The following is a 25,567-nucleotide window of genomic DNA, read 5'->3' on the forward strand; positions in this document are numbered from 1 at the left end:
AGAACGCGCCCGTGAGCACCGACGCTTCGACGCCTCCCGCCGCCGCGGTCGATCCCGCGCCCCGTTCTGAGGGCGCTCAGGATCAGCCGCCGCTGGCGCAGAAAATCCTTCTCGTCACCGACGCCTGGGAGCCCCAGGTGAACGGGGTCGTGCGCACCCTGTCGAACACGATGGCCGAGTTGAAGAAACTGGGCTGCGAGATCGAGGTGATCTCACCGGCCGATTATCCGAACACCGTGCCGCTGATCACCTATTCCGAAATTCGCCTGGCTTTGGGGGCCCGCGAAGACGTCGAGGATCGTTTCCTCTCTTTCGCGCCCGACGCCGTGCATATCGCCACCGAGGGTACGCTGGGATGGGATGCGCGCGCGGTGTGCCTCAAACACAAGTTTCCGTTCACGACGAGCTACCATACCCAGTTTCCCGAGTACGTGACCGCGCGCTTTCCGTGGATCCCGCTTTGGGCCGGCTATCGCTACATGCACGCGTTCCACGACAAGTCGGGCCGCGTCATGGTGGCGACGCCGACAATGCAGAAGCAGCTTGAGTTACAGGGCTTCCGCAACACCGCGATTTGGAGCCGCGGCGTCGACATTGAGCAATTCCACCCGCGGCTGCGCGGCATCGATGGCGGCATCTACCCCGCCGACCTACCGCGCCCGATTTTCGCTTATGTCGGCCGGGTTTCGGTCGAGAAGAACATTGAGGCGTTCCTAAAGCTAGATTTGCCGGGCTCGAAGGTTGTTGTCGGCGGCGGGCCGGCGCTCGACGAACTGAAAGAAAAATATCCAAGCGCCGTGTTCACCGGCCCGAAATTCGGCGAGGAGCTCGCGCGTCATTACGCCGACGCGGACGTCTTCGTGTTTCCAAGCTTCACCGACACGTTCGGACTGGTGATCCTGGAAGCGGCGGCGACGGGTACGCCAGTGGCCGGCTTCGTGGCCCCTGGACCGCAAGACATCCTGCCAGGCACCGGGGCGGGCGTTGTCGATGACGATCTGCAGAAGGCGTGCCTGGAAGCGCTCAAGCTCAAGCGCGAAGACGCGCGTGCGCTGGCGGAGCGCTATTCTTGGACGGCTTGCGCAGCAGATTTCCGCCGCAATCTGGAGCCGCTGCCGAAAGAGCGTGGGCGCCGCTTCTGGCACAAATTGGCGGACTTGCGGAAGCGCGCCAAGGAGCGCCGGCGCATCGCCAAGGAGAAGCGGCAGGCGGAACGACAAGCCGGACGACGCTAGAGCCGCAGCGCCGCGCAAGCGGCGCCGCCGCCAGGCCGCTTGCCTTCTACCACTTGATCTGTTTGCGGAGCCTGTAGCGCAGCCAGATCGCAGCGCCATTCATCAGCAACGTGATGACGAGCAGCACGAGGCCGGCGGCGGCGGCGATCTCCAGGAACTCCGCCTGCGGGCGCGAGGTCCAGTTGAACATCTGGATCGGCATCACTGTGAATTCCGAGCCCAGCCAATGGGTCGGCGACCAGCTGGCGACCGCGTCGCCCAAATTCGCGACGGATTGCACCGTCGAGCCGTGCGGCAGATCCAGCACTTGGCCGGCCGAGACTTGTTGCTCAGTGAAGTCTGGCAGCACGACAACGCCGTCATGCGCGATGGTGACACGCTCAGTTGCGCTCGGATCGATCGCGGCGCCGTATTGATCGAGCACGCCGATCGTCTCGAAAGTGGCGTCGCCCGGGCGCGTGATCGGCAGGAACGCGACGAAGGTGAGACCGCCGATCATGATCAGCGGCGCGGTTTCGCCGAGCGCACGCGAAATGCCGATGATGACGCCGGTGACGACGCCGGGGAGCGCATAGGGCAGCACGTGGTGTTGGGTCGTTTGCCACTTGGTTGCGCCGACCGCGAGCGCAGCATGGCGAATTTCCTGAGGTACGCCGCGCACCGCTTCGCGCGTGGCGACGATCACGACCGGCAGGATCAACAAGGCGAGCGTGATGCCGGCGGTGAGGATCGACTGACCGAACAAGTCGGCGCCGGCCACGCGGAAGCTCTCCGGCAGGAAGCCAAACCAACGCGCTGGATTGCCGAGGAATTGGACAAAGATGCCGAGCGCCATCAAGCCGAACAGGATGGACGGCACGCCGGCGAGATTGTTCACGGCAATTTCGATGGCGCTGGTGACGGGATTCTTCGGCGCGTACTCTTCAAGATAGACGCCAGCGAGCAGACCCACCGGAATCGCGACAAGCGCTGTGGTCGCAATCACCAAGAGTGAGCCAACCCAAGCCGAAAGGATGCCAGCCTCGGCGGGATCAGAGGACGGGAAGCTGAAAAAGAAGGCGGGCGTGAGCCGGTGGCCGCCATCGGCCAGCAGATCGCTGACCAGCGTCACCAGGGTGCCAAGGCCGATGATAGTGGCGACGATGCCCCAGATCACGAAGGACTTGTCCCAGAATTTGCGCCGCGCGAGGCCGGGCGGGTGCGCAGTGATATCGCTGGGGCGTTGCACGTCGACGGCCGCCATCAATAGGCCTCCCGGAAGCGGCGCTGCATATAGAAAGCAACGAAGTTGAAGAGCAGCGTCAGCACCAGCAGAGCCAAGCCGGCGGCGAAGATCGAATTGTATTCGAGCGTGCCGAACGGCAGATCGCCTAGCGCCACTTGCGCGATAAAGGCGGTCACCGTGGCGCCCTGCTGCGTCGGGCTCGTCACCATTTGCGGCAACTGGCCGCCGGCGACGACGACAATCATTGTCTCGCCGATAGCGCGCGACATGCCGAGGATCACGGCGCCGACCACGCCCGACACCGCCGCAGGCACTACGACGCGGAACGCCGTCTCAAGTCGCGTGGCGCCCATAGCGAACGAGCCGTCGCGCATCGCGCGCGGTACGGCGCGCATCGCGTCTTCCGAGAGCGAGGCAATGTAGGGAATGATCATGAGCCCCATGACCATGCCAGCCGAGAGCAGATTGAAGCTGGGCAGGCCAGGAATGATTCGTTGCAGGATCGGCGTCACGAACAACAAAGCGAAATAGCCGTAGACCACGGTGGGGACGGCGGCGAGCAATTCGAGCGTCGGCTTGATGGTTTCGCGCGTGCGCGTGCTCGCGAACTCAGAGAGATAGATGGCGACCAGCAAGCCCAGCGGCACCGCGACCGCGAGCGCGACGAGCGTCGACATAAAGGTGCCGGTCAAGAGCGGAGCAATCCCGTATTGTGGATTGTCAAACAGTGGCGTCCAGGTGGTCGAGGTCAGAAACTCGATGACCGAAACCTGAGCAAAGAACTTGGCGGATTCAGACACCACGACATAGACAATGCCCACCACCACGCCGACGGCGGCGGCGGCGGCGGCGAAGAGCAGGCCTTCCATGAGGCTCTCGCCCCAGCGCACCTTCTTCTTGGTGAAGTCCCGCTCCAACGATCACCCCTGCCACAAAACGCCCAGCACACACGCCCCGGGACCGCGCCAGGGGTCCGGGTTTACGCGGTCGCCATACTTCAGTTTTGTGACAGTTTGACTGCGGCCGCGCCCACAGCTGCAGCGCCGGCGCGGAAAGGCCGCCAGCCGCTGACCATGCCGTCCGCCGCAGGCCACTGATCCGCAGGCGAAATTAACCACGAACGGCTCTTTACATTGGCGAACGATCACCATATTTCGCGTTTTACCGGCGGACCTGGAAACAGCGTCCACTAACGCCCCCTCGGCCCAGGCCACCTGGGGGATCGCAAGCAACGGGAAGCAGGAAGCTTCTTAGGCGATCCTCCGGCGCAAGCTCCCAAGGGCGGACCTGACATTTTAGCATGTCCGACTAACGCCGGCCTGGGTTTAACAAGCGTCGCTCTTCGAAGCGGCGGCATTGTTTTGGGAGCCGCCGGATGGACTCTGTCCTCTCGCCTCTTGACCTGACTGCGCGTCAAGCGCCGGAAGGTCCCGTGGCTATCGCCCGTCCGCACCGCGTCGCTGCGGCTGCGTCGTGGTTTCGTGACAATTTTCCGGGCGAGGTGTTTTACGCCGTGAAGGCGAACCCGAGCCCGTGGGTGCTTGATGCGCTCTGGGACAACGGCGTTCGCAATTTCGACGTCGCCTCCGAAGTAGAGGTCGAACTCGTGGCTTCGCGCTATCCCAGCGCGCAGATCGCCTTCATGCACCCGGTGAAGTCGCGCCGCGCGATCGCGCGCGCTTACCGCGAATTCGGCGTGAAGACGTTCGCCATCGATAGCGAAGACGAGCTCGAGAAAATCCTCGCTGAGACCGGCGGCGCGAAGGATCTGACTTTGGTCGTCCGCTTCGCCGTGTCCGGCGACGGCGCGGCTTACCCGCTCGCGCGCAAATTCGGCGTGACCGAAGAGGAAGCGCCCGCCCTGCTGCGCCGCGCGCGTCAGGCCACGGAAGAAATGCTCGGCGTCTCTTTCCACGTCGGCAGCCAATGCATGCGTCCGGACGCCTACCGCTCCGCCATGGAAATGGTGAACCGCGCGATCGTGAAAGCTGGCGTCGTGGTCGACATCGTCGATATCGGCGGCGGCTTCCCGGCGATCTATCCGGGCATGAACCCGCCGGCGATGATCGAGTACGTCAACACGATCAAAGCCGCGTTCGAAGAGATGTTCGTCGCTCAGAACGCCAAGCTTTGGGCCGAACCCGGGCGCGCGCTCGTCGCGGAAGCCGGCTCCACCGTTGCGCGCGTTGAGCTGCGCAAGGGCGATGCGCTTTATCTGAATGACGGCGCCTTCGGCACGTTGTTCGACGCAACGCACCTGAATTGGTCGTTCCCGGCCAAGCTGCTGCGCGCCAAGGAAAGCCGGGCCAAGCTCGCGCCGTTCCGCTTGTACGGCCCGACCTGTGACTCGATGGATGCGGCGGCAGGCCCGTTCATGCTGCCGGCCGACATTCAAGAAGGCGATCTGATCGAGATCGGCTCGTTGGGCGCCTATGGCATGGCGATGGCGACGCGTTTCAACGGTTTCGGTGAAGCCGTGACGATGGAATCGCAAGACGCACCGTGGCCGAGCATGTACGGCGCGAGCCCCGCCGCGAAGCCCAAACGCGCGCGCAAGCCGAAGCAGGCGTAAGCTTTCGAGGTAAAGCAAAGACTGAGGGCGGCCCACGAACGTGCGGCCGCCCTCTTCTCGTTTAGCGCACGCACCTTTGGCTCAGATCGCCGTCATGCCGCCATCGACGACAAGTTCCGAGCCGGTGATGAAAGCGGCGGCGTCGGACGCAAGGAAAGCGACCGCGTTGGCGATGTCGATATCGCGGCCCATGCGACCAAGCGGATGACGGGTCGCGAATTGATCGCGTGTGGCGTTGGCGCCTTGACCCGTCGTGGCCTCGATCACTTTGGCGGCTTCGGCCATCATCGGCGTGTCGATGATGCCGGGGTGCACCGAATTCACGCGCACCTTGTGCGCGGCGTATTCGAGCGCGGCGGATTTGGTCATCAGGCGTACAGCGCCCTTTGAGGCGTTGTAGGCGATAATGTTGGGCGCGCCGACGATACCCGCGACGGAGGAGAGATTTACGACCGCGCCGCCGCCATCCCAAAGGTGGGCGCGCTCGGCGATCGCCGGGATGCAATGCTTCAGGCCGAGGAACACGCCTTCCACATTGATCGCTTGCATCTTGCGGAAATTCTCGAGCGTCTCCATCGGCAGCGGCATCATCCAGAACACGCCGGCATTGTTCACGAGAATGTCGAGCCCGCCGAACTTGTCTTTCGCGAACTGAACCGCCGCGATCCATTCCTCTTCGCTGGTCACGTCGTGCTTCACGAACGCGCCGTCGATCGCGGCCGCCGTCTCCGTGCCGTCACGAACGTCGCTCACGACCACCTTCGCGCCCTTCGCCGCCAGCGCCTTCGCCGCCGCGGCGCCCAAGCCCCGCGCACCGCCGGTCACCAAAGCGACACGACCGCTCAACTCACCCATGATTTCCTCCCTTGTTGCCGCGTAGCCTAGCGCTTCCGCGCAGGCTGGCAAAAGCTGCCCCTACGTCGCCAAAGTTCTTGCAATCCTGGCGCATTGCCCTATTTGCAGCCGCGATCGCGTGTCGGCGGAGCGTCCGCGCGATTGGTTACAGATGACGCCGCCCATAGGAGCCCACTCCAATGGCTGACACCAAAATCGACACCAATCGCAAAGCGGAACTTCTCTCCTCGCCGGTCGAGCACATCGACATCACGAGCTTCGACGCGCGCCCGATCATCGACGCGTGGGGCAAGATGAGCTTCACCAGCCGCGACGCCGCGCGCGCCGCGCAAATTCTCAACATGGCGCTCGAAGACGAGAAGTGCTCGACTTGGCTCATCATGGCAGGCTCGACCGGCGCGGGCGGCTGCCTGCACGTCTGGCGCGACATGGTCGAGTACAACATGGCCGACGCCATCGTCGCCACTGGCGCCTCGATCATCGACATGGATTTCCTCGAAGCGCTCGGCTTCAAGCATTACCAAGCCAAGGAAATCCCCGACGACAACACGCTGCGCTCGCTCTACATCGACCGCATCTACGACACCTATATCGATGAAGAAGAACTCCAGCACGTCGACGGCACGATCTACGAGATCTGCGAGATGCTGGAGCCGCGCCCCTACACGTCGCGCGAGTTCATCTATGAGCTCGGCAAGTGGCTCGCCGCCGGCAACGCCAAGAAGAAGGATTCGCTGATCCAGCGCGCCTACGAAAAGGGCGTGCCGATCTTCGTGCCGGCGTTCTCGGATTGCTCGGCCGGCTTCGGTATCGTGAAGCACCAGGTCGAGCGCCGCAAAGCGGGCAAGCCGTATCTCACCATCGACAGCGGCGGCGACTTCCGTGAGCTGACCGAGATCAAGCTCGCGGCCGGCACCACGGCGCTCTTCATGGTCGGCGGCGGCGTGCCGAAGAATTTCGCGCAAGACACCGTCGTCTGCGCCGAAATCCTCGGCCACCACGACGTCGAAGTGCACAAATACGCCGTGCAGATCACAGTCGCGGATGTGCGCGACGGCGCTTGCTCCTCCTCAACGCTGCAAGAAGCGGCGAGCTGGGGGAAGGTGAGCACGGTGCACGAGCAAATGGTGTTCGCGGAGGCGACGTCCGTTGCGCCGATCATCGTCAGCGACGCCTATCACCGCGGCGGCTGGCGCAAACGCGAAGCGCGGAATTGGGCGAAGCTGTTTAAGTAACTCCCTTCTCCCCCTCGCGGGGCAGAAGGAAATTGGACGCAGAAACGCGAAGGCCGCCCCGAAAGGAGCGGCCTTTTCGTTTTGCTTGACCGAAATCAAAAAGAGGAGTTGCCTACCTCTCACCTGAAAGTTGCACCAGACAACACGGGGAATCGGGTATGGCGCAAACGTCACTGCAGTTTTGGAAGCCGGGAAGCGAAGAGCGACGGCTCCGTATCTTCATAAGTCATCGCTATGAGAACGATGAAGAATTGTACGAGCAGGTGCGGCGCGCCCTGGATAGCCAGGGCTTCGCAGTTCAGGACGTTTCGCTCTCCGCTAAAGAGCAAATGGCCGGTCCGCGCGGCGGCGAGCTGCCCAAGCTAGAAATTCAAGCCAACATCGCCGCACGTATATACACGTCCGACATTTTGATCGCGCCAAGCCGAGTAGGCGCCGGTCGATCTGAATGGGTGACGTGGGAAGTACAGCTTGCGGCGATTGGCTACGCCATCCCGATCCTGTTTGTGGATCACGGTGAGGATCAGCAGCGTAGGACAGCACTCATTTCTGAAGTTGCGTCGCTTGGCCTGCCTCATGCTGTCTGCGGCCGTGTAGCCCACGAGATTGTACCCAAGGTGATCAAGCTTGTTGGCGGGCGACCAGATTGGACGATGCGTGATCGAGAAGATGACAAAGTCATCCGTTATCGTGGCCCTCCCGCCTCAGCACGCGACGACGTACTTAAGAAGTTCCCGTTCGAAGCAAGGCTGCGGCCGGTCGATCCTGGGCCAACAAAACCAAAGAATGGAATTTGGCCGTTTAGCTGACCTGCGACTCCGTACGAAGGCTGCTCCGAAAGGAGCGGCCCTTCGCTGTTTCACCGCGCCCCAACGGCACGCCGTCCTCGCCGCGCGAACACGATCGCGCCTACAATCACCAGCGCGCCCACGGCGAACACGATCAAAACCCGCTGCAGATCGAACAGCACAAGCGTATCGAGCGGCACGACGCCGGTTTGCCAGTAGGTCCACTCCCCGCCGATCTCGCGCGCGAGCGTGGCGCTGCCTGTCTCCAGCACGATGATTCCGTCGCCGGTCGCGGGATCGGTGCGCGCTGTTGTGTTGATGGCGGGGAAGTTCGCGCCATCGTGGCCGATGATGAAGCCGCCAGCGCCATTTGGCGCGTAGAGCGTCGGGCCCAGCCCCCACACCGGGAGCGTCGCCAGACGCGCCTCCGGCGCACGCATCATCTCCAGCACCTGGGGGCTGAGCACGCCGCGCCCCGGCGGGGCGCCATCTGCTGCGGCGACGTGCGCTTGCAGGAAGCGCGTCAGATCGGCCGCGGACGTGTAGAGCGACGCCGCCCCCGTCGCGGCGAACCTATAGTGGATCGCTTCGGACCCATCCGCCGCATAGAATTCCGCCAAGCGATTGGGATCGGGATCGACGAAAGTCGATGAAGCCATCCCGAGCGGCGCGAAGACAGCGCGGCGCATGTAGTCGTTGAAGGGCTCTTGGGTCACCTCTTCGATGAGCAATTGCAGAATGAGATAGCCGCCGCCGGAATAGCGCCACGTCCCATCAGCCGGCGCACCGGCGCGCACAACGCCGCTGGCGCCTGGCATCGCATCGGTGACGTCGCTCAATTCCTGCTCGATGGACGGGATGGTCTGATCCGGCGCGAAGCCCAAGAATCCCAGACCGTCCGTCAGTCCCGCCGTGTGGCTGAGTAGCCGCCGCACCGTGACTTGATCGTTGTCGAACGCGCTCTCCGGCAAATGCCAGCGCGTGAGATAGCGCGAGACCGGCGCATCGAGATCGATGCGTCCCTGCTCCGCCAGCGTCATCACGCCCCACGCCGTCAGCCACTTGCTCAGCGACGCGACCTGGAAAAGCGAGTCGGAATCGACCGCACGCCCATGCGAAGCATAATAGCTCTGCGCGGCCTCGCCGTTATCGAGCAGCACGATAGCGATGTTGCCATGCGTTCGCGCCGCGTAGCGCCCCTGCGCCCAGCGCATGAAGCCAGCTGTGTCGCCCTGCGGCGCCGGCATTGGCCGCCACCAGCCTTCGCGGGCGCCGACAGCGACGAACGCCGCCCAAAGCGCCAGCGCGACGATCCCGGCGAGAATAATGCGAAACAGTCTGCCCATGATATCCGCAATACTTCATCCGCCAGCGAAGTCGAGCAAGAGAGCACCGCGCCGACTAAGCCGGCACATAGGTTAGCTTGATCACATCGTCGCCGATGCGCTCGTGCGCAACGAGACGCAGGCGGGGGTAGTCGCCAGCGAAGAAGGGGCGGCCTTCTTCTTTGCCGACGACGACGGGGCGCAGGAAGAGGTGATATTGATCGATGAGCCCAAGCTTTGTCAGGCTTGCCGCGAGCTTTGGCCCACCGACTTCAATCTCGCCGTCCAGTTCAGCTTTGAGTTTGCGAACGGCGCCCTCGAAATCGCCGCTGATCAAAGTCGCATTCGGGCCGACGTCCTTGAGCGATTGCGACACCACCCATTTCGGCATCGCCCGCCACGCTTCCGCGAACGCGCGGAGATCGCCTTGCTCGCGACTGTCCTGATCCCAATCGTCGCCATCCCAATAGCGCATCAGCTCGTACAAGCCGCGCCCATAGATGCTGCCCGCCGTGTTACGCGTTTGCGCGGTGAAATAACGGAACAGCTCGGGGTCGGGCATGAAGCCGGCGTGGTCGTGATTGACATAACCATCGAGCGACACGTTCATTCCGAAAATCAGCTTGGCCATGTGATCTCCTTCGTCGCTCCCTCCCCCTCCTTGGAGGGAGAGGGCTGGGGTGAGGGTTGAGCGCGGGCGTTTGGCGATTGTCGAGCGCATCACTGACGGAGCCGCCCCTCACCCTGCCCTCTCCCCTCGCGGGGAGAGGGTTCTTTAGCGCTATTTGTTTTCTTCCCACACCTTTAGCTGCGCCGCGAACGCGCGCTTGTACGCGGGCCGCGCTTCGGCGCGGGCGATGTAGGCGGCGAGCGTTGGGAATTCTTCCAACAGCCCCGAGCCTTCCAAGCGCCGCAGCACGTGCACCATGATGATGTCGGCTGCGCTGAAAGCGCCGTCGAGCCATTCGCCATCGCCCATGCGCGCAGAGAGTTGGGTCAGCCGTTTGCGAATACGTTCGTCAACCATGGCAAAACGCTCGCTTTGCCAGATCTTTCCTGCCTCGGCGTATCCCACGACGTCACGATCCACGATCGGAGGCTCCACGGTGGATAGCGCCGCAAACATCCACATGATCGCGCGCGCTCGCGCGTCGGCATCTATCGGCAACAGGCCCGGAAAGCGCTCGGCGATATGCAACACGATGGCGCCGGATTCGAAGAGGGTCAGATTGCCTTCCTCATAGGTCGGGATTTGCCCGAACGGATTGCGCGCCAAATGCGCCTCCGCCTTGAACTCCTCCCAAGGGACCAACCTAGCCTCGTAGGGCTCCCCCACCTCCTCCAACGCCCAACGCACGCGCATATCCCGCGCTAAGCCCCGGCCCTTGTCGAACGCGCGCTCGAAGACGGTGATGGTGATCGTCATGGGGTTATTCCTTTCTTGATCCTTGAACGATCCCACCGCGCCGCCGCCGACACTTGTGCTAAGCCGACGCCAAGGGAGCCCAACATGATCCAACGCGTCGCCTCATGCTCGTGCGGTCAGCTTCGCGCCACGTGCGCGGGCGAACCCGTGCGCGTCTCGATGTGCCATTGCCTCGAGTGCCAGAAGCGCACGGGCAGCGTCTACGGGGTGCAGGCGCGGTTTGCGCGCACGCAGGTCACGCTTGCGGGCGCCTCATCGCAATGGGCGCGCCGTGGCGAGTCCGGCGGCGTCGCCACGTTCCATTTCTGCGCCGCCTGCAGCGCCATCGTCTATTGGGAGATGGATGCCCTGCCGGACTTCCTCGCCGTGGCCGTGGGCGCCTTCGCGGACCCGGCTTTTCCGCCGCCGCGCGTTTCAGTGTATGAGGAGCGATGTCATTCGTGGGTGTTCGCGGCGGGAGACTTGCCGCTGGAGCATCACCACTGAGCCTGACGCCGCGCCGATGATTTAGTTCACGATGTCGAACGCCAACAGCAGCGTGCGTTGGCGGGGGCTGAAATTATCGTCGGAGACGATGTAGAGCCGCACCCCGCCATCGGGCGCGCGCACGGCGGCCACGCCCTCGAAATTGTCCACCGCGAGCGGAGCCGCGATCTCGGCCAGCAACTCGATCTCGGGCAGCGTTTCGCTGTCGGCATCGAGCACGGTTTCGGCGAAGCGTGTGAGGCGGGCGCGCGCGCCGATGATCGGCGCATAGAAGCGCTCCAGCGCGATAAAGCCGCCGTCGGGCAGGCGATCGAGACTTGTGAGCGCGAACCCGTCGGTGAGCGGGTAATCGATGCGCTGCGGCGCTGGCGTCGACGCATCCAACGGGGCGACCCACAGCGATGTGCTGCGCCGATGGACGCCCTCCGCCCCGGCGAGCAGCGCGCCGCTTGTTGTGACGGTCAGCGCTTCAAGGCCGACATTGCGGCGCAGCCGTGAGGTTCCGTCGAGCCGCGGCCCGGCGCTTGCCGCGCCAAAGGGCCCGTCACGGTTGAGATCGTAAATCAGAATGCGCGGACGTTGCTCGAAACTGACCGCGAAACGGCCGTCCGGCAATTGCGCGAGGCCCTCGGAATCGCCAAGCGCCTTGGTTTCGAATGGCTGACCATTCGCGTCGCGCATCAGCGCCACGCGCGTTTCGGCAAGCCCCGTCAGCGCGCCCGCTTCGTCCAGCATGAGCCGGGCCTCGAACCAGCGGCCATCGTCTGTGATGGCGATCAGGCGGCCATCTTCGAGCACTTCAAGGCCCGAGAGCCCGCCAAAACTATCGTTCGGCGGGCTCTGCAGATGCAAGCCGCCGCGAAACCGCAAATGTCCCACCTGCTCGGCGCCGAACTCCGCCGGCGAGACATTGAGTTCGAGCCTGCGCCATTGTTCGGCGATCGGCGCATCGGCGGCCGATTGCGAACATGCGGCAAGCAGGAGCGCCGCGACACACGCCAACACGTCGCGCATTAGGCCATCGTCCGCGTGCGTTCGCGCGCCTCGCGCGGCGATCGTGGCGCGGCGATCTCGCCAGGCGCCGGCTCTTCGAACAATTCCGCGAGCTTTTCCGTCATCACGCCACCAAGCTGCTCTGCGTCAGTGATGGTAACAGCGCGGCGGTAATATCGTGTGACATCGTGGCCGATGCCGATGGCGATCAGCTCCACAGGCGAGCGGGTCTCGATCCAATGGATCACGGTGCGCAAATGGCGTTCGAGATAATTGCCCGGATTGGCCGAGAGTGTTGAATCGTCCACCGGTGCGCCATCGGAGATCACCATCAGGATGCGGCGCTGCTCTTGGCGACCGATCAAGCGATCATGCGCCCACATCAAGGCTTCGCCGTCGATGTTCTCTTTCAGCAGCCCCTCGCGCATCATCAGGCCGAGATTACGCCGCGCGCGCCGCCAGGGCGCATCGGCGCTCTTGTAGATCACGTGACGCAGATCATTGAGCCGGCCCGGCTGCGGCGGCCGCCCCGCGGCGAGCCAATCTTCCTTCGAACGCCCGCCCTTCCACGCGCGCGTGGTGAAGCCGAGGATTTCCACCTTCACGCCGCAGCGCTCCAGCGTGCGCGCGAGAATATCGGCGCACAGGGCCGCCACCATAATCGGGCGCCCACGCATCGAGCCCGAATTGTCCAAGAGAAGCGTGACCACCGTGTCCTTGAACGGCATGTCCTCTTCTTGCTTGAAGGAGAGCGCCGACATCGGATCGACAATCACGCGCGTCAGACGCGCGCTATCAAGGATGCCTTCTTCGAGATCGAAGCTCCAGGAGCGATTTTGCTGCGCCAACAGGCGACGCTGCAAGCGGTTGGCCAAACGCCCCACGATGCTCTGCAGCGGCTTCAATTGCTGATCGAGATACGTGCGCAAGCGCGCCAGTTCCTCGGCGTCGCACAGCTCTTCGGCCGTGATCTGCTCGTCGTGCGCGCGGGTGAACACTTTGTAGTTCGCGTTCGGATCTTCAACATTGTCGCGCGTCTTCGGCCGGATTGGCTTTTCGCCGGGCTCCTCTTGCTCGGAATCCTGCGTGTCCTCCGCATCCATATCGGTTTCGATGGAAATGGTGCGGTCGGTATCGCTGTCGATTTCACCGTCGATCATTTCCAGATCGGCGGGCGCCTCTTGCTCTTGGTCGTCGTCGCCCTCGGAATTGTCCGCTTGCGGCGGCGGCGGTTCGTCGGCCTTGGACTCGGTTGTGTCGTCGTCGTTGCTCTCTTCGGCCGTAAGCTCATCGCCGATGCCGAGATCGGTGAGCACATCCTTCATCAGCTTGGCGAACGCCGGCTGATCATCCGCCACGGCGCCAAGCTTATCGAGCGCTGCGCCGGCGTCGCGTTCAATGTCCGCGCGCCAGGCGTCGACCATCGCTTTCGCGTTGGCCGGCGGCGCCAAGCCCGTCAGCCGCTCGCGCACCATCAGCGCCACAGCATCCGCCAACGGCGCGCTCGATTTGTCGGTGAGCCGTGGGGCGCCCTTGCGTTCGAGTTGATCGGTGAGCGAGGCGGTCAGATTGTTCGACACGCCTTTCATGGCGTTGGCGCCCAACGCCTGAATGCGCATCTCCTCGACCGCATCGAACACGGCGCGTGCATCCGCGCCTTGCGGGCGATTGCGCACGTGCTGGAGCGCGTCGTGGTGCGCGAGCTTCAGCGCCAGCGCATCGGCCTGACCGCGAATGCGTTCCGCCTCGGGATCAGAGACCACGCGCGGCGGATGCGGCAGCACAATCTTGCCGGGACTAAGGCGCGGCCCCTCCGCGCCAAACGTCACCTCAAGCTCCTCCTCCGCGCCCGCCAACGCACGCGTCGACTGCGCCAGCACGCGCTTGAAGAGCTCGGTCGGGGTTTCCTTGTGGGACATGCGCCCTCTGTCGCGCGCAAACGCGCCTCAAGCCACCTTCACCCGCGTCGCGGCTTCCGGCAGATCCGCGCCGAACGCGCGCTGATAGAACTCCGCCACGGTCGGGCGTTCCAGTTCATCGCACTTGTTTAGGAACGTCATCCGGAACGCCAAGCCGACATCGCCGAAAATTTCGGCGTTTTGCGCCCAGGTGATCACGGTGCGCGGACTCATCACGGTGGAGACATCGCCGTTCATAAAGGCGTTGCGCGTCATGTCGGCGACGCGGACCATCGCCATGATCGTACGCTTGCCTTCGGGATTATTATAGCTCGGCGCTTTCGCGAGCACGATTTCGGCTTCAACGTCGTGCTCAAGATAATTGAGGACGGTGACGACGGACCAGCGGTCCATCTGCGCTTGGTTGATCTGTTGCGTGCCATGATAAAGCCCGGTCGTGTCCCCCAGGCCGATCGTGTTCGTGGTCGCGAACAGGCGGAAGAACGGATTGGCGGTGATGACGCGGTTCTGATCGAGCAGCGTGAGCTTGCCGCTCGATTCCAGCACGCGCTGGATCACGAACATCACGTCCGGGCGGCCGGCGTCGTATTCGTCAAAGCAAATCGCCACCGGGCGCTGCAGCGCCCAAGGCAACATGCCCTCGCGAAACTCAGTGATCTGCTTGCCGTCCTTCAGCACGATCGCGTCCTTGCCGACGAGATCAATCCGCGAGACGTGGCTATCGAGGTTCACGCGCACCATCGGCCAATTCAGCCGCGCCGCCACCTGCTCTACGTGCGTCGACTTCCCCGTGCCGTGATAGCCCTGCACCATGACGCGGCGGTTGTGCGCAAAGCCCGCGAGGATCGCGAGCGTGGTCTGGGGGTCGAAGCGATAGGCCTCGTCCACCTCGGGCACGTATTCGGTGCGCTTCGAGAAGGCCGGGATTTTCATATCGCTATCGACGCCGAAATCGCGGGCCGAGACCTGCTTGTCGGGCTTCATGGAGAGGAGATCGTCGGCGGTGCTCATAAGATCGGGCGTCTCTATTATCTTGGGCCAATTACCTTACCGCGCCGCAGCATGGCAGGAAAGGCGGCGAAATGACGATTGGCTTGACCTAAGGGTCAGACCAGACCGGCGGATTTGAGCACTTGATATGCCTTGATCACGCGCTGGAGCTGCTCTTCGGCGCCACGGTCACCACCGTTAGAATCGGGATGCCAGCGTTTCACCAGCTCGGCGTATTTGGCCCGGATCGTGGCTGAGTCCGCGCCTTCGTCCAAAGCGAGGGCCTCGAACGCCAAGGTCTGCAGCCGCGTAAGCCGTCGGCGCGGTTCAGCGGCCGGGGCGGTCCGCTGAGCGCCAGCGTCGCCGAACATGCCGAAGGGGTCGTAGCTCTGCCCCGCCCTGAACCCGCGCATCGCCGCGGAATGCTTGTCGAGCCGACCCGAACGGAAGGTCCAGGTGGGCCGGTGGCCGATTTCTTCACGCGCCTGATAATCCGCCCACTGGCCGTCGGTCATGCCGGCGAAGTAATTCCAGCGTTTATTGTAGTCAGCGGCGTGAGCGGTGCAGAAGTGCCAGAATTGGCCCTCCAGGTCGCGGCCCTTCGGCGCCGGGTGGAGTCCGGGCCTGCGACACCCTACATGATCGCAGGCGCGCTCGCTCGGCGCGCGCTCCATCGTTTCCGCGCCAGGCTTCTTGACGCGGATGTCGACGAATTTCGGCTTATATTCGAACGCGCCTGACATGGGCTGTTGAGTATGGGCGCCAAGAGTTAAGCGGACAAGGAATTGACAGACAGCAAATCGCATCTTTCGCGCGCCGCACGCATCGAAAAGCTGTTGGCAGCGCAATTCGCGCCACACGAATTCGTGTTGGATGACGATAGCAGCAAGCACGCCGGGCACGCCGGCGCGCGCCCAGGCGGGGAAACACATTACCGTCTGCGCCTCGTCTCGCCGGCGTTCACCGGTCTTTCGCGCGTGGCGCGTCAGCGCTTGGTGTACGACGCGCTTCGTGAAGAATTCGACACAGGCTTGCACGCGCTCTCGCTCGACCTCAAAACTCCGGACGAGGTCGCAGGCGCGTAAGCGAGGGCTCGGGGGGAAACGTGCTGGGGCGCATATTCGCGTGGTTGGCTGCGATCGTGATCGGCGTCGTATTGGGCGCTGCGAGCGCATGGGGGGCGCTGCAGATCGGTCGCACCAATTTCGCCGAGCAGTATGGCGGTTGGCACTTCAACCGCGCCGCTGGATCAGTCGCCGCTGGCCCCTATACCCGCGCGATTATCGCCCGCGACGGCCTGCTGGCCCTGAGTGCGCGTGAGGCGCTCTATTTTACGATCTTCACCGACGACCAGGGACGCCCGCTGAGCGAAAGCTGCGTCTACGAACTGACGGGCCGCGACCTGGACGCCCGGTGGTGGTCGGTGACGCTCTATGCTGACGACAGTTTCCTGGCGATGAATAATGACCATGAGCACTCCGTGGACGCGTCACGCGTCTCCTACAGCGCCGACGGTTATTGGCGCGCGCGGATCGCCCCGGTGAAAGGCGATGCGATCAATTGGATATCCTCCCGTGCGGCGCGCCGCGGTTTTTCGCTGACGTTGCGCGTCTACAACCCGCAGCGCGATTTTCGTCCGAGTGAACAATCACTGCCTCTACTCAGCGCTCTGTCATGCGCAGGAGGCGCGTGATGGGCGGCGAGCATCTGCGCAAATACGTCTGGGCGGCCCTCATCAGCGCCGTGCTGATCCACTTCGCCATCATCTACGCCGTGCCGCACGTGCTGATGAACGTGGCGATCACGCGTCTCAGCGAAATGGGGCTCAATCGTTGGCAATTGGCGCCGCGTGTCACGGAACAATCGCGCCAGATCGTACGCCCCTCACCCGACTTCGCCTATTCCGCCTGCACCTATGACCTTTCGCGCGGGCCGATCGTGATCAGCGCCGCGCCCTGGCGCGAGTATTGGTCGCTCTCGCTCTATGCCGGCAACAGCGACAATTTCTTCGTCATCGACGATCGTGAGGCGCACAATGGCGCCGAAATCACCTTAGTCCGACGCGGACGACCACATCCCGAGGGCGCATCGATGGTGGTGGAGAGCCCGAGTGCGCGCGGCATCGCGCTCATCCGGAGACTCGCGCCGACCCCTGAAGAATATGGCGCCGCGGCACAAGTCGCGCGCGATGACGTCTGCGCGAGCGTGGCGGCGCTCTCTAGAGGTTCGTAAGCCTCGCCGCGGCGAGGCGAGCAAACAGCAATGTCACGGCTTTCCGCCGCGCAGCCGCGAGTGGACGCGCCGGACTTTCGCGCAAAATCGCGCCGCCAAATCCATCCGCGACGATCAGCCCGACATCGTCGGGGATAAGCTCGCGCGGAAATTCCTCCGTGACGCCGAAAAAGAAGCGGTCGCAATATTCAACGTAGTCCGGCCATTTGGCATCGACCGCGAAGTCGGCGAGGCAAGATTTCGTCTCGACGATCCAGATTTCTCCGTGGGCGGTCAGCGCCATCACGTCGGCGCGGCGGCCATTGGCGAGCGGCACCTCCAGCACCGAGGCGAGCCCGTGGTCGGCAAGCAGACGCGTCACCCCGCGCGCGAGCGCGAGCGTCGTGTCGGGCCGAGAGAGCGGCAACGCGTCCATGTACGAAGTTTCGCACCGCGCCCAGGGCGGAACAAGCGCGGCAGGAACATGGGGTGCAGCATGCGCGTTCGCCGCTGGTCAAACGGAAGGACATTTCCATGCGCAAGTTGAGCTTCCTCGCCGCCGCCGCAGCGGCCGCCTTGCTGGCTGGCTGCGGCTTCGGCGCGCCGGCCTATCCTGAATTCTCCGAGACCTCATACCGGGTCGAAGGCCGCACCACCTCACCCGACACCGGCGCCACGACGCAAACGGTAATCTATCGCGATGGCCCAAAAATGCGCGTGGAAGCAACGCTGCCAAGCTACGGCCAGGCGACCATCGTGTTCGACGAAAGCACCAATGCCGCCTATGTCCTGAACCCAACGGGCGCTGTGCCCACGGCGCCCGTTCCGACCGCGCAACCGAGCGCGCCGGCGGCAACCGCGCCAAACCAGCAGACCGCAGCCCCCGCTGCGGGCGCCGCACCCGCCGCCAATGCGCCCGGGGCGACGGTAACGCCGGCGCCAACACCGCAAGTGCTTGGCGTCGCCGTCCGAATCCAAGATGCGGATGCGCCCCAACCGCTCGAAACCGCCTGGGCCGCGCTTGGCGCCGACAATGCGCGGTCGACCGGCCGCTGCGAAGTCGCCGGAGAAAATGGTCACGAATGGACGCCGCGCGAAGCGCCGGCCCCTGGCGTTGAACGCACCGCCTGCATCACCGACGATGGCATCGTGCTGCGCGTGCGCGAGAATGAGCGCGTGCTTTGGGAGGCCACTTCGCTCCAACGCGGCGAGCAAGACGTGGCCCTTTTTGGCGTGCCGCCGGGCTATCAGCTGATCGACCCGCAGGCGGTGGCCGAACAGGTGGGCGAAAACCTGCAGCAGCTTGATAGTGTGACCGGCGCCGCCCCGACGCCAGCCGCGCCAACGCCGCAAGCCGCGCCCGATCCGCGTGGCTAAGCCGCCAAAGCAAAACGCCCCACCGAAGGTGGGGCGTTTCAACTTGGAGCGCACTCCAAATTACTCGGCAGCGACGGCCGCCGCCTTGACTTCATTCAGCGCGTTGGCGTTCGCGCCGAAATTGATCGTCTTCAGATATTGGATGCCTTCGTCGGCGATCGCGTCGCCGACCATCTCATCGCCTTCGGCCTTGAACTCTTCGAAGTTCACATAGGTGGCGTAGAACGGCGCGGTGCGCTCGGTGATGATGCCGGCGTTCCAGAGCGTCTTTACCAGCACGCGGAAGATGTTGGTGGCTTCCTTCATGTGCTCGCGGCGCTCTTCGTCGGTCGCGACGGCTTGGAAGCCCTCCATGACCTTTTCCGGGTCGAGGCCGAATTGCTCATAGATCGCCGTCATCTGGTGCGGCGCGACGAGGTTGAACAGCAGCGTCTGGAAGCAGTGCGCGGCCCAATTCTCGACGATCTCGTGCTCTTCCTTGGACAGCTTCGGGATCGTGCGGTCGGCCCAAATCTTCCCGAACTTATGGTGGAAGGCTTCGTCCGTCATGACGAGTTGCGTCAGCTTCTTCGCCAGCGGATCGTTCCATTCCTTGAAGATCGAGGCGAAGGCGCCCATGGCGAGGCCTTCGACCAGCATCTGCATGCCGATGATCTTCTTATAGACCTCCGGCGCGTGCACGATTTCTTGCAGCAAGCCCGCGAGAACGGCGCCGCATGGCAGCGGCGAACCCCAGCGCGCGATGATGTATTTCGCGAACGCAGTGACGTGACGCCCTTCTTCGCGCGTCTGGTTGGCGGCGTATTCTTGGGCGCCGGGATCGCGCAACACGTGGCAGAGCGAAGCCGAAAGGTTCAGCGCACCCTGCTCGCCGTGAAGGATCGCGGACATTTGCCAGCGCGCCATCTGGCTCTTGAAGCGCAGTAATTCGGCCGGCTTATCGGCGAAGTGGTTCTTGACGTAATCGGTCTGCAACGCCGGAACCATGTGGTCCGGGATGAAGTCCGTGGTGTCGGGATCGAAGTCATCGTTGAAGTCGATGTACTTCTTATCCAGCGGATCCCAGAAATGGTCGTGGGTGGCCGAGATGATCTTGTCGAAAGCGGACGACCGGTTCAGGTGCCGGTTGATGTCGAGCATCTGGCTGAAATCGGTCGGCGGGACCGCGTCATACACTTCGTCTTTGGTGATCTGGCGAATTGGAGCGGCGGAATCGGCCATCGCGTCGTCTCTCCCGGAATGCGGCCGCGTGGGATACGGCCATCGTTTTGAAGGCTGCACGATACAGGCGAATTTGATCTCGATCAAGAAAAATGACGCATCCGTCAACTTGCCTGACGGATTTTTTACCGTGTCGAGCGCCTCGCCCCATATAAAGGGCGGACATGAAGCCCTTTCTGCCCCCATCGCTGGACGATCTTGAACGCATGGCGCAGCACGCCTGGGCGACGCTGCCAGCGGAGTTTCGGACGCTGGCTGGGGACGTCATTTTCCGGATCGAGGATTTCGCCGACGCGGAGACGCTTGCGGAACTCGGGCTCGAAGATCCACTCGACCTCACCGGTCTCTATACGGGGCCTGACCTGACCGAGCGTTCGATCATGGACCCCGCGCAACGCGCGCCCATGGTCTTCCTCTATCGCCATGCGATCCTGTTCGAGTGGATCTCACATGGCGACGTGCCGCTGGACGAATTGGTGGAGCACGTGCTGGTGCACGAGATCGGCCACCATTTCGGTTTAAGCGATGACGATATGGACGCGCTTTCGGATCAGGCCGGCGATTAGCGCCGCACGCGCTGCAGGCGGCTTTCCGGGATTGCGTCGCGATTGGCCATGCCTAGCGAGCGGGCGCAATAATCCTCCGGCGAGTCCAATTGCGGACGCATCGGATCGCGCTCGTACACAGCCTGCACCGCCGAGACGCACTGATCCCAAGCGCGGATGTCTTCATTGCGTTGTTCACGCGAGCGGAAATCGCCGCGTGGCGCGATGACTTGCTCCTGCGCCTGCCCGGGTACGACGATATCGTCGTCATCCGAGCGCGGGCGCGGCGGCGCCGCCGTCGGCGTCGGCACGCGCACTTCTGGCGCGGCGACAGGCGGGGCCTGGGTCGGCTGCGGCTCAGGAATCGGCGCAGCGACGGAGGCCGGCGGCACGGTCAATGCGGGCGAAGCTTGGGGCGCGGAAACTGTCGGCGCTGGCGCCGCTTGCTGCGGCGGCGGCAACGCGGCGGCGGGCGGCGCGGGTTGCGGGGCCGGGCGGGAGACGGGTGCGGGCTGAGGCGCGCGCGACGCTGTGCGACCGGCGGATTCAATACCGGCACAGGCGCTCAGCGCCACCATGGCGGCGACCATCGCCAAACGTCCGAACATACGCGGCTCCCTCAAAGCTCCGCCTTTTACCTAGGCCGGAAAGCTGCGCCCGCCTAGTGAGCGGCGCGTAAGGTATGGCCTGGATTAGGCGGCCTTTTTTGTGGCCGGCGGGGTGGGCGGCGGACCGGCGGCGGGCGCGCTGGCGGGTAGATGGCATGTCACCGTGACGCCGCGCCCCGGCTCGCTCTGCAATGCAACCCAGCCCCCGTGCATCTCGACGAACGAGCGTACAAGCGCGAGACCAAGGCCCGCGCCGCGGCGATCGCCGGATTCGAAGCTGTCGAAGGCGCGCGCTTGCTGATCGAAACCCATGCCCTTGCCCGTATCGGCCACGGTCAGACGCACGATGCCTTCGAGGCGTTCGGCGGAGACGGTGATGGTGTCGCCGCGCTCGGTGTGACGCAGCGCGTTGGAGAGCAGATTCACGATCACTTGCGTGATGCGCTTCTGATCCGCTTCGATGTCGCCGATGGCTGGATCGCACTTGATGCGGATCGGCACTTCGGTGTCGCGCGCCTTGGAGGCCGCCATCTGCACGGACTCCGTGATCGTGTCGTAAATGTTCACCGGGCCCAGATCGAGCTGCACGTTGCCGGCCTCGACCATGGCCACATCGAGGATGTTGTCGATCAGCTTGGAGAGATTGCCGGCGGCGTCGATGATCGAGCCCACCTGCTCCACTTGGCGGTCGTTGAGCGGGCCGAACACGCGATGCTGCAAGAGCTCGGCGTTGCCGAGAATGGCCTGCAGCGGATTGCGCAATTGGTAGGATACGTTCTCGACGAACTGGCCCTTGAGCTTATCGGCTTGCTCGAACGCTTCCGCACGCTCGCGCAGCGCTTCTTCAACGCGGCGATCGGCGGTGATGTCTTGGAACGCCACGAGTGTTGCGCCATCCGGCAGCGGACGGGTGAGAAATTTCAGCACCGTCTCGTCGCTGCGGCGCATTTCAGCGCGATATTCGGTGCGCGCTTCCGGCGATGGGTCCGTAATGCGCGCGCGCACCTGCGCCCACATGGCTTTGTCGTGGAAGAGCGGCTGACAGAGCTCGACCACGCGATCAAACGGCATTTCCGCCTGCAGCTGATCGGCCTCGATCTTCCACATCGCTTGGAATGCGGCATTGGAAAGTTTCAGGCGTCCGTCGAGGCCGAACACGACAACCGCTTCGTGCAGCTTGTCGAGCGCCGCCTTCTGCGTTTGCAGCAGCGCGTCGTATGAAGACTTCAGCGACACCTCGTTGGTGATGTCGGAGAAGATCAGCAGCAGGCCGCCGTTCGGGTGACGTTGGCGCGCAATGCGGAACATGCGGCCATCCGGCAGCACCCAGAAATCTTGCGGCAGATCGTTGTGCTCTTGATAGAGTGCGAGTTCGCGCGCGCGCCACTCGGCATAATTCGCATGCGCCGGCAGCTTGCGCTTCTCTTTCAGATAATCGAGCCAAGCGGCGTGCGCAGGACGATCGGCCAGGAATGCGGGTTCGAGATTCCACATCTGTTCGAAGGCGCGATTGTGGAACACAAGCCGCTTCTGCGCATCGAACACGGCGATGCCTTCGGCAAGGAAGTTCAGCGTTTCGTCATGGGCGCGTTGTTGGCGCGCGATATGCTCGCGCGCGGCTTCTTGCTCGGTGACGTCGATCGCCATGCCGGCCGCGCCGCCGGCGACGGGTGACACGCGCAGGCGAAACGCGCGCAGCTCGCCCCCGCGCACGACGACGGAGCGAGTTTCCTCAACCGCCTCGCCCGTCTCGATGGCCTTGCGCGCAAGTTCGACCGCGCCTTGGTCCAGTTGCAGATTGCGCGCGAGCGCCTGGTCGAGCGACTTGGCTTCAAGCGCGGCCAGATATTCCGGGTTCGCCCATTCGAGCTTCAGCGCGCCATTGACGCGCCAAGCGATGAAGGGCGCGCCATTCCACATTTCGAGGAAGGCGGCGGGATCGCGGGCGATCACTTCGTGGCCGATGCCGATGCGCCCGCCGGCCGCGCCCTCTTCGACGCCGCGGACGCTCGCATCCATGATCCAGGCGACAGCGCGGGCGCCGGCGGTGCGGCCATCCACTTCAACGAACACGCCGTCGGGCGTGGAAATCTTCAAGGAGAACGCCGCGCCTTCGCGACGCAGACGTGTCAGCGCCGGCGACAAACGCGTGGCCGCGCCGGTTGCGTCGGTGGCGTCAAAGACCGAAAGCCCCTGCAGAATACGTACGGCCGGCGACGCCGCCACCGCGGCATCCGAGAAGCGCAGCAGGCTCGCGAGCGCCAGCGGGCTGCCATAGATGCGCGGCGCGCCCCAATCGCCATCGCCGTCGGCGGTGATGTCTTCCCAGATCAGCACGACGCCTGGGTGGGCGCCGAAGATCGCGTCGGCCCACGCGACCTTATCCTCGAGATCGCGCGCGCGTTTTTTCCACGCGTCGACGCCGCCGCGCGCGCCATCGGTCACGCGCATCGCCCAAATGAGCGACGCGATCGCAATCGACGCGGAGCCGCCCGCCACCAGCAGGCTTGCGAATTCGCCGTCCAATACCGACCCCAATTCCATCTGTGCGGCGAAACGAATCGCCGGACCCCGCAGGCATCATCCCGCAGGGACGCAGCCAGGGAAACGCCGCAGGCTGCGCGCAAGCGTTAACAACAGCTTAAATTGGTGAACGCGCGGTTAAGTTAAGAAAGTTCAATGTGTTAACACGCGCGCTCAGCCGGTGCGGCGCAATTTATCCACAGCCTGCTGGGCGGCATGGAGCGTCGGTCGGAGCTTGCGCGCGCGCCGTCCCCGCTCCTTCACCTTCGCCGCCCCCGAAATCCGGAACACAAACGGGATCCGGTAGCTCGCGCCGTAGCGCACATGCACGTCGAACTTGGGCTGGAAACGCGCGTGCTCCAACGCTTCGCGCGCGGCGTCGTAGAACACATCCGAGGGCCATGCATCGACGCATGCGATATTCTTGGCGCGGCCATCGGCGCTGACCTCGAACTCGGCAATGGCCACGCCTTCGACGCCCAAACGCCGCGCCAGCTTTGGATAACGGGCGCGCAGCGGGCCGACGACCTCCCAGGGCATGGCGTCATCGTCTTCGTCGACGGTGGTGTCGGGCGCACGCCACACCACGCACATTGGCCCGCCTGGCAGGCGCTGGCGCACACGCTCCATTTCCCGGCGGGCGCCCCGCCATTCGCGGATGCGTTCGAGCACATTGAACAGCACGAGCACGAGGCCAAGCACGGCGCCTCCAGACGCCGTCAGCGCGAGCCCGCTATTCCAGCCGTGCTCCCGCAGCGCCCCAGAGAGCGCGAGATGGAGCACAACGACGCCAACGAAAAGCCCGCCATAGACCAACGCTCTGGTCGTCAGCACCGATACCGTGCGTTGGGCCCAGACCAGCATGTGAGCGGCGTCTCCTTGCGAGGGCGCTTACATGCACGCGCCGCATGACAGGTTCAATGCGGCCAAGGGCGCCAAGCTTGGGATAGCTTGCGTTCGATCAAGACCGATGCAGGTTGGCAGGCGATGCTCAGCTTCGGAGAAAGCGCATGAAAAATTTCGGCTTTGTGATTTTGACGTTGGCGCTCGCTGGCTGCTCCACGGGATTGGCTCAGGGCCAAAACGCTGCGGCCGATGCGCCAAGCATCGAGGCCGGCCGCCACTTGGCCGAAATCAATTGCGCGACTTGCCATGCGATCGGTGCTGAGGGCGAAAGCCGCCATCCCATGGCGCCGCCCTTTCGCACGCTCTCCCGGGACTATCCGGTGACCGCGCTCGAAGAAGCGTTCGCCGAAGGCATCCTCGTCGGCCATCCGGACATGCCCGAGTTTCGTCTGGCGCCCGCGCAAATCGACGATCTGCTCAGCTACATTGAAAGCGTGCAAGAACGGCGCGGCGGTTGAGCCAACGCAATGTCTTGAACGATGGGCCGCGTTTTCTAAATGCGTGCGCATGAGGGCCGACGTGGACGGCCGCGCCGGCCCTACCGCACATGGTAAGGAGCATGCGATGACTGACCTCGTACCGGGGCGTCGCTTCCGCGCGCCCGACCGGCCCAGCGATGTGAGCCCGTTCTTCGCGCTGCAGCGGGAGATGAACCGCCTCTTCGACGATACGTTCAACGGCTTTGGGCTTGCACCGTTCACGCGCGAGCAGAACAGCTTTGGCTGGCCGTCGGTTGAGCTTACGGAGACCGACAAGGAATTGAAGGTCACGGCCGAGCTTGCCGGCCTCGATGAGAAAGACATCGAGATCAACATTCAGGACGATGTCCTGACGTTGCGCGGCGAGAAGCACACCGAGACGGACGACAAGGAGCGCCGGTACAGCGAACGCTTCTACGGTCGCTTCGAACGCCGCATGGCGCTGCCGGCGCAAGTTGATGAAGACCGCGCCAGAGCGACGTTTAAGAACGGCGTGCTAACGGTGACGTTGCCAAAGCTGGAAACGACGAAGCCGACCACGAAGCGGATTCAGATCGGCAAATAGGCGCAAACGAAGGCGCCGTTGGGTGGGGCCAACGGCGCCTTGCTTAGCGGAGCGGCGACGCGTTTGGGCGGGGGAGTAAGCGC

General features: G+C 63.9%; 27 protein-coding genes. 12 read left to right on the forward strand and 15 right to left on the reverse strand.

Going from position 1 to position 25,567, the window contains the following annotated elements:
• Positions 1-11 precede the first annotated feature (11 nt).
• On the forward strand, positions 12-1,235 hold the full coding sequence (locus tag VF769_RS06380) for a glycosyltransferase family 4 protein (protein ID WP_331007544.1): 1,224 nt from the start codon (positions 12-14) through the stop codon (positions 1,233-1,235).
• Positions 1,236-1,281: 46 nt separating this feature from the next.
• Here VF769_RS06380 and pstA read toward each other — a convergent pair whose 3' ends face one another.
• Together pstA and pstC are read right to left on the reverse strand one after the other, a co-directional pair.
• The gene (gene pstA, locus VF769_RS06385; protein ID WP_331007545.1) at positions 1,282-2,478 is read right to left on the reverse strand and encodes a phosphate ABC transporter permease PstA; all 1,197 of its coding nucleotides are present in this window, start codon (positions 2,476-2,478) and stop codon (positions 1,282-1,284) included.
• Positions 2,478-3,329 carry a phosphate ABC transporter permease subunit PstC gene (gene pstC, locus VF769_RS06390; RefSeq protein WP_349258108.1) on the reverse strand — a complete coding sequence of 284 codons (852 nt, stop codon included), beginning with the start codon at positions 3,327-3,329 and terminating at the stop codon, positions 2,478-2,480. The genes pstA and pstC overlap by 1 nt, the downstream gene beginning before the upstream one ends.
• A 506-nt stretch (positions 3,330-3,835) precedes the next feature.
• Between pstC and VF769_RS06395 the strand changes: the two genes are divergently transcribed.
• On the forward strand, positions 3,836-5,032 hold the full coding sequence (locus VF769_RS06395; protein ID WP_349258104.1) for a type III PLP-dependent enzyme: 1,197 nt from the start codon (positions 3,836-3,838) through the stop codon (positions 5,030-5,032).
• Between the two features lie 81 nt (positions 5,033-5,113).
• Here the strand turns inward: VF769_RS06395 and VF769_RS06400 are convergent, their stop codons facing one another.
• Positions 5,114-5,887 carry a glucose 1-dehydrogenase gene (locus VF769_RS06400; protein WP_331007548.1) on the reverse strand — a complete coding sequence of 258 codons (774 nt, stop codon included), beginning with the start codon at positions 5,885-5,887 and terminating at the stop codon, positions 5,114-5,116.
• A 179-nt stretch (positions 5,888-6,066) separates the two neighbouring features.
• On the opposite strand from VF769_RS06400, the gene VF769_RS06405 reads away from it, so the two are divergent.
• A complete protein-coding gene (locus VF769_RS06405) occupies positions 6,067-7,122 on the forward strand; it encodes a 1,9-bis(guanidino)-5-aza-nonane synthase (protein ID WP_331007549.1) in 1,056 nt (351 codons plus the stop codon).
• Between the two features lie 158 nt (positions 7,123-7,280).
• On the forward strand, positions 7,281-7,931 hold the full coding sequence (locus tag VF769_RS06410; RefSeq protein ID WP_331007550.1) for a TIR domain-containing protein: 651 nt from the start codon (positions 7,281-7,283) through the stop codon (positions 7,929-7,931).
• Between the two features lie 50 nt (positions 7,932-7,981).
• Here VF769_RS06410 and VF769_RS06415 read toward each other — a convergent pair whose 3' ends face one another.
• The 3 genes from VF769_RS06415 to VF769_RS06425 form a co-directional block, all read right to left on the reverse strand.
• Positions 7,982-9,256 carry a serine hydrolase domain-containing protein gene (locus VF769_RS06415; RefSeq protein WP_331007551.1) on the reverse strand — a complete coding sequence of 425 codons (1,275 nt, stop codon included), beginning with the start codon at positions 9,254-9,256 and terminating at the stop codon, positions 7,982-7,984.
• A 55-nt stretch (positions 9,257-9,311) separates the two neighbouring features.
• Positions 9,312-9,866 carry a dihydrofolate reductase family protein gene (locus VF769_RS06420; protein ID WP_331007552.1) on the reverse strand — a complete coding sequence of 185 codons (555 nt, stop codon included), beginning with the start codon at positions 9,864-9,866 and terminating at the stop codon, positions 9,312-9,314.
• Between the two features lie 150 nt (positions 9,867-10,016).
• The gene (locus tag VF769_RS06425) at positions 10,017-10,661 is read right to left on the reverse strand and encodes a glutathione S-transferase family protein (RefSeq protein ID WP_331007553.1); all 645 of its coding nucleotides are present in this window, start codon (positions 10,659-10,661) and stop codon (positions 10,017-10,019) included.
• An 84-nt stretch (positions 10,662-10,745) separates the two neighbouring features.
• On the opposite strand from VF769_RS06425, the gene VF769_RS06430 reads away from it, so the two are divergent.
• Positions 10,746-11,147 carry a GFA family protein gene (locus tag VF769_RS06430; RefSeq protein WP_331007554.1) on the forward strand — a complete coding sequence of 134 codons (402 nt, stop codon included), beginning with the start codon at positions 10,746-10,748 and terminating at the stop codon, positions 11,145-11,147.
• A 21-nt stretch (positions 11,148-11,168) separates the two neighbouring features.
• Here the strand turns inward: VF769_RS06430 and VF769_RS06435 are convergent, their stop codons facing one another.
• From VF769_RS06435 to VF769_RS06450, 4 genes are all read right to left on the reverse strand, one after another.
• Positions 11,169-12,161: an esterase-like activity of phytase family protein gene (locus VF769_RS06435; RefSeq protein WP_331007555.1), complete on the reverse strand. Its 993-nt coding sequence runs from the start codon at positions 12,159-12,161 to the stop codon at positions 11,169-11,171.
• A complete protein-coding gene (gene cobT, locus VF769_RS06440) occupies positions 12,161-14,059 on the reverse strand; it encodes a cobaltochelatase subunit CobT (RefSeq protein WP_331007556.1) in 1,899 nt (632 codons plus the stop codon). The genes VF769_RS06435 and cobT overlap by 1 nt, the downstream gene beginning before the upstream one ends.
• Positions 14,060-14,086: 27 nt before the next feature.
• Positions 14,087-15,070: a cobaltochelatase subunit CobS gene (cobS, locus tag VF769_RS06445; RefSeq protein ID WP_331007557.1), complete on the reverse strand. Its 984-nt coding sequence runs from the start codon at positions 15,068-15,070 to the stop codon at positions 14,087-14,089.
• A 95-nt stretch (positions 15,071-15,165) separates the two neighbouring features.
• A complete protein-coding gene (locus VF769_RS06450) occupies positions 15,166-15,792 on the reverse strand; it encodes a J domain-containing protein (RefSeq protein ID WP_331007558.1) in 627 nt (208 codons plus the stop codon).
• Positions 15,793-15,834: 42 nt separating this feature from the next.
• Between VF769_RS06450 and VF769_RS06455 the strand changes: the two genes are divergently transcribed.
• The 3 genes from VF769_RS06455 to VF769_RS06465 are packed head-to-tail and all read left to right on the forward strand — an operon-like array spanning position 15,835 to position 17,281.
• Positions 15,835-16,134: a BolA family protein gene (locus VF769_RS06455; RefSeq protein ID WP_331007559.1), complete on the forward strand. Its 300-nt coding sequence runs from the start codon at positions 15,835-15,837 to the stop codon at positions 16,132-16,134.
• Between the two features lie 20 nt (positions 16,135-16,154).
• Positions 16,155-16,742 carry a DUF1214 domain-containing protein gene (locus VF769_RS06460; protein WP_331007560.1) on the forward strand — a complete coding sequence of 196 codons (588 nt, stop codon included), beginning with the start codon at positions 16,155-16,157 and terminating at the stop codon, positions 16,740-16,742.
• On the forward strand, positions 16,742-17,281 hold the full coding sequence (locus tag VF769_RS06465; RefSeq protein ID WP_331007561.1) for a DUF1254 domain-containing protein: 540 nt from the start codon (positions 16,742-16,744) through the stop codon (positions 17,279-17,281). Before VF769_RS06460 ends, VF769_RS06465 begins: the two co-directional genes overlap by 1 nt.
• Here the strand turns inward: VF769_RS06465 and mmcB are convergent.
• Positions 17,268-17,696, reverse strand: a complete 429-nt coding sequence (gene mmcB / locus VF769_RS06470) for a DNA repair putative endonuclease MmcB (RefSeq protein ID WP_331007562.1) — start codon at positions 17,694-17,696, stop codon at positions 17,268-17,270. The two genes, VF769_RS06465 and mmcB, sit on opposite strands and share 14 nt — an antisense overlap.
• A 98-nt stretch (positions 17,697-17,794) precedes the next feature.
• Between mmcB and VF769_RS06475 the strand changes: the two genes are divergently transcribed.
• Positions 17,795-18,637, forward strand: a complete 843-nt coding sequence (locus VF769_RS06475) for a hypothetical protein (protein ID WP_331007563.1) — start codon at positions 17,795-17,797, stop codon at positions 18,635-18,637.
• Positions 18,638-18,697: 60 nt separating this feature from the next.
• Here VF769_RS06475 and VF769_RS06480 read toward each other — a convergent pair whose 3' ends face one another.
• Positions 18,698-19,858 carry a ferritin-like domain-containing protein gene (locus VF769_RS06480; RefSeq protein ID WP_331007564.1) on the reverse strand — a complete coding sequence of 387 codons (1,161 nt, stop codon included), beginning with the start codon at positions 19,856-19,858 and terminating at the stop codon, positions 18,698-18,700.
• 164 nt (positions 19,859-20,022) lie between these two features.
• Here VF769_RS06480 and VF769_RS06485 point away from each other — a divergent pair, with 164 nt between their 5' ends.
• The gene (locus VF769_RS06485; protein WP_331007565.1) at positions 20,023-20,424 is read left to right on the forward strand and encodes a metallopeptidase family protein; all 402 of its coding nucleotides are present in this window, start codon (positions 20,023-20,025) and stop codon (positions 20,422-20,424) included.
• Here the strand turns inward: VF769_RS06485 and VF769_RS06490 are convergent.
• The 3 genes from VF769_RS06490 to VF769_RS06500 all read right to left on the reverse strand — a co-directional run bounded on the left by VF769_RS06490 (position 20,421) and on the right by VF769_RS06500 (position 24,398).
• The gene (locus tag VF769_RS06490) at positions 20,421-21,011 is read right to left on the reverse strand and encodes a hypothetical protein (RefSeq protein WP_331007566.1); all 591 of its coding nucleotides are present in this window, start codon (positions 21,009-21,011) and stop codon (positions 20,421-20,423) included. The genes VF769_RS06485 and VF769_RS06490 overlap by 4 nt on opposite strands.
• Before the next feature lie 84 nt (positions 21,012-21,095).
• Complete coding sequence (locus tag VF769_RS06495; protein WP_331007567.1) at positions 21,096-23,537, reverse strand: PAS-domain containing protein; 2,442 nt, start codon at positions 23,535-23,537, stop codon at positions 21,096-21,098.
• A gap of 171 nt (positions 23,538-23,708) precedes the next feature.
• Entirely contained in the window at positions 23,709-24,398 is a 690-nt protein-coding gene (locus VF769_RS06500) for an energy transducer TonB (RefSeq protein WP_331007568.1), read from the reverse strand.
• 146 nt (positions 24,399-24,544) lie between these two features.
• On the opposite strand from VF769_RS06500, the gene VF769_RS06505 reads away from it, so the two are divergent.
• Together VF769_RS06505 and VF769_RS06510 are read left to right on the forward strand one after the other, a co-directional pair.
• Positions 24,545-24,898: a cytochrome c gene (locus tag VF769_RS06505; protein ID WP_331007569.1), complete on the forward strand. Its 354-nt coding sequence runs from the start codon at positions 24,545-24,547 to the stop codon at positions 24,896-24,898.
• Positions 24,899-25,004: 106 nt separating this feature from the next.
• Positions 25,005-25,484 (forward strand): Hsp20/alpha crystallin family protein, encoded by a 480-nt coding sequence (locus tag VF769_RS06510; RefSeq protein ID WP_331007570.1) that lies wholly within the window; start codon positions 25,005-25,007, stop codon positions 25,482-25,484.
• Positions 25,485-25,567: the final 83 nt, after the last annotated feature.

Source organism: Vitreimonas sp. (genome assembly GCF_036392335.1).
In the GTDB taxonomy this organism is placed as follows: domain Bacteria; phylum Pseudomonadota; class Alphaproteobacteria; order Caulobacterales; family Aquidulcibacteraceae; genus Vitreimonas.